This is a genomic window from Oligella sp. HMSC05A10 (genome assembly GCF_001808335.1).
GTDB lineage: Bacteria > Pseudomonadota > Gammaproteobacteria > Burkholderiales > Burkholderiaceae_B > Oligella > Oligella urethralis.
Genome location: NZ_KV792930.1, coordinates 1 through 12,010 on the forward strand (window position 1 = coordinate 1; position 12,010 = coordinate 12,010).

Annotated in this window: 10 protein-coding genes; 7 read left to right on the forward strand and 3 right to left on the reverse strand. The window is 48.1% G+C overall.

The features are described 5' to 3' along the window. Positions 1–228: 228 nt before the first annotated feature. Together HMPREF3144_RS07045 and HMPREF3144_RS07050 are read left to right on the forward strand one after the other, a co-directional pair. The gene (locus tag HMPREF3144_RS07045; protein ID WP_141742749.1) at positions 229–489 is read left to right on the forward strand and encodes a hypothetical protein; all 261 of its coding nucleotides are present in this window, start codon (positions 229–231) and stop codon (positions 487–489) included. 65 nt (positions 490–554) lie between these two features. Beyond that, positions 555–926 carry a hypothetical protein gene (locus HMPREF3144_RS07050; protein WP_070477159.1) on the forward strand — a complete coding sequence of 124 codons (372 nt, stop codon included), beginning with the start codon at positions 555–557 and terminating at the stop codon, positions 924–926. A gap of 222 nt (positions 927–1,148) precedes the next feature. On the opposite strand, the gene HMPREF3144_RS07055 is transcribed toward HMPREF3144_RS07050, so the two are convergent. Together HMPREF3144_RS07055 and uvrA are read right to left on the reverse strand one after the other, a co-directional pair. Further along, positions 1,149–1,970, reverse strand: coding sequence for an IclR family transcriptional regulator (locus HMPREF3144_RS07055; RefSeq protein ID WP_083290417.1), 822 nt, complete (start codon positions 1,968–1,970; stop codon positions 1,149–1,151). Positions 1,971–2,320: 350 nt separating this feature from the next. Continuing rightward, on the reverse strand, positions 2,321–5,290 hold the full coding sequence (gene uvrA / locus HMPREF3144_RS07060) for an excinuclease ABC subunit UvrA (protein WP_070477161.1): 2,970 nt from the start codon (positions 5,288–5,290) through the stop codon (positions 2,321–2,323). Positions 5,291–5,467: 177 nt separating this feature from the next. Here uvrA and HMPREF3144_RS07065 point away from each other — a divergent pair, with 177 nt between their 5' ends. Together HMPREF3144_RS07065 and HMPREF3144_RS07070 are read left to right on the forward strand one after the other, a co-directional pair. Continuing rightward, on the forward strand, positions 5,468–6,658 hold the full coding sequence (locus HMPREF3144_RS07065) for an MFS transporter (protein ID WP_048767679.1): 1,191 nt from the start codon (positions 5,468–5,470) through the stop codon (positions 6,656–6,658). 88 nt (positions 6,659–6,746) lie between these two features. Further along, on the forward strand, positions 6,747–7,295 hold the full coding sequence (locus HMPREF3144_RS07070) for a single-stranded DNA-binding protein (RefSeq protein WP_018025456.1): 549 nt from the start codon (positions 6,747–6,749) through the stop codon (positions 7,293–7,295). Positions 7,296–7,389: 94 nt separating this feature from the next. Here HMPREF3144_RS07070 and HMPREF3144_RS07075 read toward each other — a convergent pair whose 3' ends face one another. Further along, a complete protein-coding gene (locus HMPREF3144_RS07075; protein WP_048767682.1) occupies positions 7,390–8,400 on the reverse strand; it encodes an asparaginase in 1,011 nt (336 codons plus the stop codon). 329 nt (positions 8,401–8,729) lie between these two features. On the opposite strand from HMPREF3144_RS07075, the gene HMPREF3144_RS07080 reads away from it, so the two are divergent. From HMPREF3144_RS07080 to HMPREF3144_RS07090, 3 genes are all read left to right on the forward strand, one after another. Continuing rightward, positions 8,730–9,404: a c-type cytochrome gene (locus HMPREF3144_RS07080; RefSeq protein WP_225792229.1), complete on the forward strand. Its 675-nt coding sequence runs from the start codon at positions 8,730–8,732 to the stop codon at positions 9,402–9,404. A 9-nt stretch (positions 9,405–9,413) separates the two neighbouring features. Then, positions 9,414–10,478 (forward strand): c-type cytochrome, encoded by a 1,065-nt coding sequence (locus HMPREF3144_RS07085; RefSeq protein ID WP_141742753.1) that lies wholly within the window; start codon positions 9,414–9,416, stop codon positions 10,476–10,478. Between the two features lie 144 nt (positions 10,479–10,622). Continuing rightward, on the forward strand, positions 10,623–11,936 hold the full coding sequence (locus tag HMPREF3144_RS07090; protein ID WP_246823924.1) for an aspartate aminotransferase family protein: 1,314 nt from the start codon (positions 10,623–10,625) through the stop codon (positions 11,934–11,936). Positions 11,937–12,010: the final 74 nt, after the last annotated feature.

Here is a 12,010-nt window from a genome sequence, read left to right on the forward strand (position 1 = left end):
ATATTAAAGCAAAAAAAGCAGCTTAAAATTTATGCATGAGTGACAACTACCTTGACAAATACCGTCTGAAGTGGGTAAGCACACGCATCCGCAGGTTGACTTAGGGTTGCTAGTCGACACCAATGGTTTCCCCATCGCTTGCGATATCTTCGCGGGCAAGCGTTGTGAAGGACACACGTTAATTCCTTTTTGGCGTGTTTTAGTCAATGTTTTGACCTTGGTAAACCCGTGTTGGTTGCTGATAGTGGGCTGCTGACTAAAAGTAATATTGATGCGCTAAAAGCTAAAGGCTATCAGTACATTATCGGTGCGCGTCTCAAGACGGAGAGTGCTAAGATGAAGCGAGCAATCCAAGCTGTGGACTGGGAGGATGACGTTGCTCACCCTTTTACTAAGGAGGAAGATGAGCGCCTTGTCGTGCAATATAGCAGCAAACGAGCTCATCGGGATAAAGATAACCGTCGTAAAGGATTGGAGCGGCTTCAATAGCGCTTACGCAGTGGGCAGCTTACCAAAGCTTATCTCAACAATCGTGGCTATAACAAGTACTAAAAATGCAGGGCGAAATCCAGATTGAAATCGACATGGAAAAGTATGACAGCGGTGCCGATTGGGATGGCCTGAAAGGCTACATCACTAATACTCGGCTAAGTGCTGAGGAGCTGTTAGCGCATTACGCTCAGCTCTGGCAGATAGAGAAGGCCTCCTGGATGTTTAAAGCTGACCTGCGTATCCGCCAGGTCTACCATCGCTTAGAAAAGCGAATCCGTGCACATATTTGCTTAGTCTTTAGCGCTTATAGCATCTACAAAACTCTAGAGATGGCGCTTTACCAAGAGAAATCTACCCTATCGCTAAAACAAGCCACCGAATTAACGCACACCATGTACCAAGTGCAAATGGATCTAACTCATAGGCAGCAATAACAAACCGTCTTACTCGGTATGGACGAAAAGCAGCAGGAATTACTCACAATCTGCAAAAAATGTTTTTAGGTGACCCAATGATGAAAACAGGAAAAACATCTTGAATCCAGGAAAAGTTCAAGATAAAGGGTAAGCTATTTTCCCTTAAGTAGTGAAAAATCTTTTGTGCTTAAAGAGTTTCTTTTGTCTTTTGAATAAGGTGTGTTTGTCATATTGGTTTTGTTAGGCTGTTCTAAAACCAAGTTTAGTGCTAATCTGTAAGGCAGTATGTTGTACTGTAGAAACTAGTTCTTGCATGCGCCATGGGGGCATGTACTCGACGGTGCTTGAGACGCTAACCGCTGCGATAATATGATTTCGTCCATCTCGTACTGGGGCGGCTACGCAGCGGATGGCTGGTTCATCTTCGCCTAAGTCAAAAGCAAATCCTTCTCTTGCATAGTGACGCATCATTTTAAGCCACTTGTTACGTGAATAAGTCGCTTCAAGTCGTTGGGAACTGCGATCGAATAATGCTAGCCACTGTTCTTCAGATTGGTCTAGTATCAAAGCTTTGCCAATACCCGTTGAGAACAGAGGTTTATTACCGCCAATGCGGGAGCTAATTTCCACGGGGCGACGACTCGAAATTTTTTCTAAATAAACAATAGAGTCTTGGATAAGCATGCCTAAATGCACGGTATCAGAAGTTTTTTTAGCTAATTCTAAAAGCAGGGGATTGGCTAGTTTTACCAAATCAATTTGCGCTTGTGCTTGGTAGCCTAGTCCTAACAATGCGTGACCTAAACGGTAACCATGCTCAGGATCTCGTCGTATATAGTTTCGTTGCTGTAATGCGCTTAATATACGATGTGCGGTACTGTATGTCATACCAGTAACTTTGGCTATTTCGGATAAGTCACTAAAATCATTGGCGACTGCATCAATAATATCTAAACCACGGAGCAATGTTTGACTAGCTTGAGCTTTGTGTCTTTTTTCTTGTTTCTGTTGCTCAGGTTCGGCTGGACTCACTTTCTCTAAGCGATGTTGTTGACTTATCACAGTAAAAATTCCCCACTAAAATTGGCTGTCTTTTTATTTTTATTTAAGTGCAAATGAAAGGATAGAGCTTGGGTCATGATTTGAATATAAAACTCCATGTTCGAAATACTATATTTTGGCGAATTTAAAGTTTAGAGGTTTGTTGTTAGGCGCACCGAACTCAGTTTTAGCGTATTTATAAGATTAAAGGACTATTATCAGCGTAAATACAAGGGTAATGACTACGTGTTATGTGCAGCTTATCAGCAGTTAATGTTAGAGATGTCTTATGGTTGTTGTGTCAGTTTAACTTTTATTTAACAGTGCTTTGTCGACACGTTAGTTTAACAGCCAAATCACTCTTAAGTGTGCTACTTCACCAAATACGGTGCCAAATACTGCGCCGTGGCGCTGGCTGGGTTTTTTACAATCTCCTCTGGCGTGCCCTCAGCCACGATACGTCCACCGCCTTGTCCACCCTCTGGCCCCAGATCAATAATCCAATCCGCCGTTTTGATCAGATCCAGATTATGCTCAATAATCACCATGGAGTTGCCGGCATCTACCAGTCGATTCAGTACCCCTAGGAGTAACTCAATATCGGCAAAGTGTAAACCGGTCGTTGGCTCATCTAATACATAAAGTGTGTTGCCGGTGCTGCGCTTGGATAGCTCCAAAGACAGCTTAATGCGCTGTGCTTCACCGCCGGAGAGAGTGGTGGCGCTCTGACCCAAACGGATATAGCCTAAACCCACTTCGTTTAAAGTTTGTAGGCGTCGTTGAATCGAAGGGACGGCGGCAAAGTATGTGAGCGCTTGTTCAACTGTCAAGTTGAGGACCTCACTGATATTTAAGCCGCGATAGCGGATGTCTAAGGTTTCGCGGTTGTAGCGTTTACCGTGACAGGCATCACAAGGGACATACACATCCGGCAGAAAGTGCATTTCCACCTTAATCACACCATCGCCTTGGCAATGCTCACAACGGCCGCCTTTGACATTAAAAGAGAAGCGACCAGGGTCATAGCCACGAGCGCGAGCTTCGGGTGTGCCTGCAAAGAGCTCCCGGATGGGTGTAAATAAGCCGGTATAAGTCGCTGGATTACTGCGTGGGGTACGCCCGATAGGGCTTTGATCCACGGTGATGATCTTATCTAAATGCGCCAGTCCGCTAATGGATTGATAAGGCGCTGGCTCAGTCTGTGCTCGATTCAGTTTCTGCGCGAGTGCTGCGGCTAAGGTGTCATTTACCAAGGTGGATTTACCTGAGCCTGAGACGCCGGTGACACAGACTAATCGTTGTAGGGGGATATGTAGATCCACATGTTTTAAGTTATTGCCACTGGCGCCCTGCAAGTGTAGCCAAGGCAGGGGCGATCGCGGCGTGACGGGTCTGCGCTTAGGTACAGGGATCTTTTTGGCGCCACTTAGATAGTGACCCGTGAGGGAATTAGGATCTTCTTGCAGTTGGGCTGGCGTGGCGCTGGCCATGACCTTGCCGCCATGCTCACCGGCCCCGGGTCCTAAATCAACCACCCAGTCCGCGGCGCGAATCATATCTTCATCATGTTCAACCACAATGACGGTATTGCCAAGATTGCGTAGATGAATCAGGGTTTCAATTAAACGATCATTATCCCGTTGGTGTAGGCCGATGGAGGGCTCATCCAGTACGTACAAAACACCAGTTAGACCGGAGCCGATTTGACTGGCTAGTCGGATACGCTGCGCCTCGCCCCCAGAAATGGTATTGGTCTTACGATCCAAGGATAAATAATTCAAACCGACATTATTCAAAAAAGTTAAGCGCGATTTAATGGCTTGTACGATGGGGCGGGCAATCTCATTGTCAGCGCCGCTGAGATTGAGCTGCTCGAACCATTGCTGCGCCCTCGCTAAGGATAAATGGCTGACTTCGCTGAGGCTATAGCCAGGCAGGCGGGCGCTATTGTCGGACTCCGTGTGGGCTGCTTTGGTGGCATCTGCTGGCGTTGAGGGTTCAGGCAGCACGGCTTCTTCAATTGCTGCGCCTATACGGACAAATCGTGCCTCCTCTCGTAAGCGTGTGCCATGACAGGCAGGGCAGGGAATGGTGCTGCGTAAAAGCGCTAATTCCTCACGGACGGCGTTAGACTCGGTTTCTGCCCAACGTCGTTCTAAATTAGGTAGTACGCCCTCAAAGGCATGGCGTTTGATCGTGCTTTTACCCTTGTCATTTAAATAAACAAAATCAATTTCGGTGCTGCCAGAGCCATATAAAATAATGTCTTGAATGGCTTTAGGCAGTTTATGCCAGGGCGTTTCTAAATCAACATCATAGTGTGTGGCTAAGCTATTTAATAGCGCCATACTAAAGAGGTTGCGCCGGTCCCAGCCCTTAATGGCGCCATTTAATAAGCTTAGATCCTCGCTGACAATGACTTTATCCGCATCAAAGACTGCCATTAGACCGACGCCGTCACAGCTCGGGCAGGCGCCCTCGGGGCTATTAAAACTGAACATCTTAGGCTCTAGTCGCGGGATTTGATAATCACAACGAGGGCAGGCGTAGCGTCCTGAAAAGGCATGTGTTTGCTCCTGCTCCATATCGACAATCAGCACTCGCTCATTGGCTACTTCAAATGCCGTTTCAATGCTGTCGGCAAGGCGTTGCTTTTGTTCAGGACGTACTCGTAGACGATCAACGATCACTTCAACTTGGGCAAAGTCCGTAGTTAGGTCCCCGGGTAACTGATCTAAGTCATAGATTTCGCCGCCAAGGCGCACACGAATATAGCCTTGAGCCTGTAGGCTGTGTAACAGACTGATCAAGTCTTGTTGAGGGGCTGGCACCACTGGCGCCAAGATCATCAGCCGTGTTTCAGGTGCTAGCTGCAATACAAAATCAACGATTTGCGAGACTGAAAAAGACTGTAGCGGTACCTTATGCGTAGGGCAGTAGGGGGTGCCAACACGTGCATAGAGGAGGCGCAAATAATCACTAATTTCGGTAATGGTACCGACGGTCGAGCGGGGATTATGGCTGACGGATTTTTGTTCAATGGCAATGGCTGGGGATAGGCCCTCAATTAAATCCACATCCGGCTTATCCATCAACTCCAGAAACTGACGCGCATAGGTGGATAAGCTTTCTACATAGCGCCTTTGCCCTTCGGCATAGAGCGTATCAAAGGCCAAGGATGACTTACCCGAGCCTGACAGTCCGGTCAAAATCACCAGCTGATTACGCGGCAAATCCAAGTCTATATTTTTTAAGTTGTGCGTACGCGCACCTCGGATGCGAATCAAGGAATATGCCTGTGCTGGTAGGGGCTGATGTTTTGAGGAAAATGAATTGCTCATGCACTTTTTAAGAGAAGTTCTATAAACTTTCTACTATAACCTACCTAGCGCATTTATGAAGAGCATGCGCCCCATGAATGACGATGTCGAGCTTAAAAATACCAGCGCAGTGATATAATGAACGATTAGTTTCTTAATCACCAGCCGTTAGGGCCTTGCTTTTTCTAAAGAGTTTTAATGAGTACAACAACAAAGCTTAAACTCACCCCCTTAGAGCGTAAAACAAGTGCTAGCCTAGCCTTGCTTTTTGCGGTACGGATGTTGGGTCTTTTTTTGCTCACCCCTGTGTTTGCTGATGCTGCTAAAAGCTTGATTGATGGTGATAATCCGCTGATGATTGGTATTGCGATTGGCGCATACGGTCTGACTCAGTCGCTGATGCAGATCCCGATGGGCTTTTTATCCGATCGTTTTGGGCGTCGTGCGGTGGTGATTTTCGGTATGCTGCTGTTTGTGATTGGCGGTATTATCTGCGCCTTTGCACCTAGTGTCGCGTGGGTGGCGGTGGGTCGTGGGATTCAGGGCTTCGGTGCGGTATCGGCCGCGATTACCGCATGGATTGCTGACGCCACGCGGCCTGAGGTGCGTTCGCGCGCAATGGCCATGGTGGGCGCCTCCATTGGTTTAAGTTTTGCTGTCTCCATGGCGGTGTCGCCGCTTTTGGTTGAATGGATTAATCTCTCCGGTTTATTTTGGACCATTAGTGTGTTAGGCTTTTTGTGCTTGCTATTGGCGGTGTGGGTAGTGCCGGTGGTGCCTCAAGATCAGTTGGCGATCAATCGCTCCTTGACGATGGTGGATGTGCTAGCCTCTAAGAGCCTATGGCTGTTAAATCTCACGGTGTTTAGTTTGCACTTTGTCTTAATGGCGATTTTTGTGGTGCTGCCACCAGCGTTGATGGCCTTGGGTGACTTAAGTATTGGCCAATTATGGCGCGTGTATTTACCGGTGATTGTGGTGGCTTTAGTGCTGATGGTACCGGCGGTTATGTTGGTCGAAAAAAAGCGCATTCACCGAGAGACTATCGGTCTTACCCTCATCGTTATCATGATGGCCATGGGTATGATGATACCGGGTATGTACAGCTTTGCGATGCTAGTCTTGGCGCTGTTGTTGTACTTTATCGCTTTTAATATTTTAGAGGCCTTATTACCCTCGGCGGTGTCTCGTAGTTGCCCACCTGAACAAAAGGGTTTGGCGCTTGGGGTATTTAATATGACGCAAGCCTTAGGGGTAGCCTGTGGTGGTTTTTTAGGTGGCTTGGTGGCCGCTAAATTGGGCAGCATCAGTGTGTTTATTATGGCGATGCTATTGTGTGCGATTTCTTACTTAGCCACTCGTCGGGTACAGCTCAATTTTGTACAATAGATGGATAGTGATTGCCTAGGGCATGGAGAGGTGGCTTATCAAAGTCATGCCTCTGCTTTATTGTGGATTTTTTAAAGGATTTAAGCGTATGTCAGTAAATAAAGTGATTCTGGTCGGGCGTTTGGGAGCCGATCCCGAGGCGCGTGCGACACCTACCGGGCTTCAGGTGTGTAATCTGAGCATTGCGACCAATCATGTGAGCTATGACCGTGATGGTAATAAAAACGAGAGTACGGAATGGCATCGCGTGGTGTTTTTTGGGCGTCAGGCCGAGGTATGTGAACAGTATTTGCGTAAAGGTAGTCAGATTTACGTTGAGGGTCGTCTCCAAACTCGTAAGTATACTGATCGCGATGGTATTGAGCGTTATGCTACCGATGTGGTTGGCGAGCGCATGCAGATGTTGGGTGATGTAGGACGTGGTCCCGGATCTACGTCAGTGGATGGGGGTTGGAAATCCAAGTCAGACACTGGCGGTGATGACGTTTTTGGTGATAATGGCGGTTTTGGTAATAATACCCGCAGCTTACCACCAGGCCGTGGTGGACAGAATCCGCCGTCAGTAAAGCAGCCCCCTGCGCAGCCATCAAGAAAACCGGACTCCTTTGATGAACTAGAGGATGATTTGCCGTTTTAATGGTTGATGATGTGTTGTTGGGGCGCATGCATAGCGAGCAGGGATTGCCTTTTGCGCATGCGCTCAACGCTGCTTTTGCTTAGCTTGCGAGCGATCAATAGCTCATACTGGCCAGGTAGTCAGCAACGGCCGTTCGGGGCGTTAAGCCATTTTCCAATATAAGCCATAGCAGTAGGCGTGCCTTTTTAGGGCTTAAAAAGCCGGCCATGATAGCGCCGTGCTGTTGCAACTCCACCTCACCACCAGGGTAACCGTAGGTGCTAAAGGCGGTGGAGCCGGCGCCAGTGCCACGACACACCAAGATAGCTTTTAAATTAGCCCACTTACTAATCCAGCGCGCAATCATTGGGCTGACATGACCGGCTCCAACACCGGCGAAAACTATCCCATCAAAGCGCTCGCCGAGGGGGTCAAAGCTATCCTGCTGGGTTAAGAAATCACTTTCTTCGGCAAGGTGATTGGTCCACAATAAAACACGTTTTGAAGAGCAGCTAGGTTTATCAAAGAGCATGCGCTTAGGGGGCGCCGCAAAATACAAGGCTTTGCCTTCGACAATGGTGCCTGCTTGTGCGACCTCTGAAATAAAAGCTGCAGTGCTTAAACTATGCTGCTTTTGTACCCAACGCGCGTAGTGAATTTGTTCATTCATCACCACCAACACCCCACGATCTCGACTATTGGCACTCACCGCCACTTGGATGGAGCTAAGCAGGTTAGCCGGGCCGTCAGCAGATACCGTGGCGGCACCACGCATAGCGCCCATTAAAATCAGCGGTTCTGAGTGCGACCACAGTAGATCGAGTAAAAAGGCACTTTCTTCTAGGGTGTCAGTGCCTTGCGTCAGAATTACGCCGACGGCACCCTCAGCTAATTGGCGCTCGGCCCAAGCCAAGGCCGCCAATAAATCCTGAATGCCCAGATGAATACTAGCGACCTGATTCAATGCTTCGGCATGTACCTCGGCGAGCTCAGCCACACCAGGAATGGCGCGAATCAAATCGGCGGCAGTGAGCGTCGGCACAATGCCATCACTACTCGCGGCCGGTGTCATGCTGATGGTGCCGCCTAAAGAACCCACGGCGACTTTTGCTAAAGGCGTTGACATGCTTTACCCCTAACTATGTGAATACGGTCTACTTTGAGGCCTATTGTATAAGCGAACGCTTGCTATTGATCAAGGCGCTAGCTAATTTTGAAGAAAGTTCTCCAAAAACTAGGGTAAATGCCTAGGTGTAAGACAAAAACAATCGGCTAAGCTGTAATTCTCATATGCTTAGGGAAGGTGATTTGCATGAGGTGAGACTCAGCGAGATGAATTCATATTTGTAAATTTAAAATAACCTCATGTAGAATGACGCGGTGCCCGACATCCGTTTGGCATATTCCCATTTTTAAATCATAGGTATTCAATTTATTCTTGAGGAGGAAATTGAGATGATGTTTAGGTCAAGGAAGATGGCCAAAGCGTTACTTATGACTGGGGCATTGGCTATTAGTTCCGTAGCGACTGCCCAAGTTGACCAAGCCGTGCTTGACCGCGGTAAGGAAGTATCTGCGCTTTGCGTAGCCTGTCATATGGAGTCCGGTGCGGGCTCTAGTATACCGGGCGTTGAGTATAGACCCCGTCTTACCGGTTTAGATGCCGGCTATATACAGCATCAAGTCGAGTCATATAAAAATGGCACACGGGTTAATGTCAGCATGAAGCCTTTTGCTGATTTATTAACTGAGCAGCAGTTGCATGATGTTGCTCATTACTATGCATCCTTGCCAGCGGTTAAGGCCGAAGACTTTAAGGTTGAGGCGAGCGAGGAGACCCTAGCCTTAGGTGAGAAGTTGGTTTATCACGGTGACTGGAATCGCTATATCCCGGCCTGTGTGGCCTGTCATGGTGTCGATGCCTATGGTATCGGCAATACATTCCCTAATATTAACGGTCAAAATCCAGCGTATGTTAAAAAAGCCATTAATGACTGGAAGGAAGATAGCCGTACTAATGATCCTCTACACTTGATGTCACGCGTTGCTAAGCGTTTGACTGAGGCAGATATTGATGCGGTTGCAGCCTATTTGGCGTCTCAACCCGCAGCCAAAGAGGAAAAGAAATAGGGGGCCATGATGAAGAAATTATTATTAGCATTGAGTTTGGGTTTGGGCTTAGCAGTAACTGGTCCTGCGAGTGCTCAATTGACAAAAATGGCATCAGACTTGACGGATGAAGAGCGTCAGATGCTAAGAGAGCTATTGCCTGGTTTCCCGGAGCCTAAAGAGGGTGAGTTAGTGCATATCCCACCAACCATGGATGATTTGGAAGCGGCCGACATGCACCCTAAGCTCAAAGAGGCCATCCGTTACGGCTATGATCTCTTTACCAATACGCAGCAGCTACGCGGTAAAAACGTCTTTAACGACATGAACTGTTCAAGCTGTCACGTGGGTGCGGGTTCTCGTCCCTTTGCTGGTCCGGTGTGGCCTGCGGTGGTGACCTTGCCTGATTTCCGCGGCAAAAACAATCACGTGAATAACTTTGAAGAGCGTTTGGCTGGCTGCTTTAGCTATTCAATGAACGGTAAGCCACCTGCCTACGGTAGTGATGAGATGGTTGCTTTAACCGCCTACCATCAGTGGTTAGCCAAGGGTGTGGGCATGTATCCTGATGCCAAGATTTACGGTCGTGGTTACCCACGTCCAGCAGCCTTACCTGAGGGTAGAGAGCCTGATCGCGTGCGTGGTAAGGAGCTTTACGCACAGAACTGTGCAGTCTGTCATGGTGAGGACGGTCAGGGTCAGTTTACCGGTGACAAGGCCGTATTCCCACCGTTATGGGGTGATGGCTCGTATAACTGGGGTGCCGGTATTTCTCGTGTATTCACTTTAGCAGGCTTTATTAAATACAATATGCCTTTAGGTGCAGCCCCGCTGATTGAGGATGCGGATGCATGGGATATTGCTGCTTACGTGGACTCACAGGAGCGTCCACAGGATCCACGCTATACTGGTGATATCGCTGAAACTTTGGCATTGTACAAAGATACTTTCCACAAGCATACGCTGTATGGTCAGGAAATCGACGGCAAGGTCTTGGGTGACCATGATAACGTTGGTTACAAGGATTTCTTAAAGCCAGATGCGCTTAAGCCACGCTACTTTGGTAAAAAGCCAGAGGAAGCAGAAGCTAAGTAGTTCATGCTATAAATAGCAAGGATAACGACGTTTTGGGGCTTACCCTAGAACGTCGTTTTTTGTTAGCTTTTTGCGTTTAATTGGCTACTATAAGTAACATGCTAAACAGCATCAGATTTAAAGAATCGTAATTTAAAGGAGCAGATGATGACTCAATCATTGACGAATGACGATGTAAAAAAAGCCGATTTATCTCAGGTGTTTCATTCGTGGTCAGTACAGGGTGCCCTAAACCCCTTAGCCATTAAGTCCGGCTTGGGGGTTAAGGTCTGGGATTTTGAGGGTAATGAGTACTTGGATTTCAGTAGCCAATTGATTAACACCAACGTCGGCCATCAGCATCCACGCCTCATCAAAGCGATTCAGGCGCAGGCGGCAGAGCTGGCAACCATTGCACCATCGCATGCCAATATCAGCCGTGCGCGTGCTGCCGAAGCCATTTTGAGCGTCGCTCCCAAGGGTTTTAAAAAGGTCTTTTTTACAAATGGCGGTGCGGATGCGGTAGAAAATGCCTTCCGTATGGCGCGTGTTTTTACCGGCAAGGATAAAATTCTGTCTCAATACCGTTCGTACCATGGCAATACCAGTGGTGCGATTCAAGCCACCGGTGAGCGCCGTCGCTTTAAAAACGAATATGCGCATAGCTTTGTGCATTTTTTTGGTCCTCATCTATATCGTAGTGATTTTTGGTCCACCGGCGAGGAGCAGGAATGTGAGCGTGCCTTACAGCATTTGCGTCGAGTGATTGAGTCCGAGGATCCTAGCAATATTGCGGCCATTATTTTGGAGGGATTGCCGGGCAGTGTGGGCGTGATTGTGCCGCCTCAAGGCTATTTTGAGGGCGTGCGTCAGCTCTGTGATGAATTCGGTATTATGCTGATTATGGATGAGGTGATGTCTGGTTTCGGTCGTACCGGTAGATGGTTTGCTCACCAGCATGCTGATGTTCGTCCTGATTTAATCACTATCGCCAAGGGCGTCAATTCAGGCTATGTGCCAGTGGGCGGCGTGATTATCTCTGAGGCGATTAGTGATTATTTTGACGATAAAATGTTCCCAGGCGGTTTGACTTATTCAGGACACCCCTTGGCGATGGGTTCGATTATTGAAAATATCGCAATTATGAAGGATGAAAACTTAGTTGAGCATGCCGATCGTCTTGGTCGTGAGGTCTTGGGCCCCGGCTTAAAAGCCTTGGCCGAAAAGCATCAGATCGTGGGTGATGTGCGTGGTCGAGGCTTATTCTGGGCGATTGAATTAGTCACTGATCGTGAGAGCAAAAGCACACCGTCTGCAGCCGCAATGAATGAGCTCAAAGGCGCCTTACTCGCTAAGGGCATGTTGCCGATGCTGACTGATAATCGTATCCATGTGGCGCCGCCTTTGGTGGTGAGTGAAGAGCAACTTAAAACGGCGCTGGCTATATATGATGCGGCACTCGCAGACACTCGCTTCTAGGGGCTGAGCTCATTCACTCGTCGATGAGCGTTTTGTAAAGAGTCGCTGTTCATCATCGCTACACCTCCTTAGCG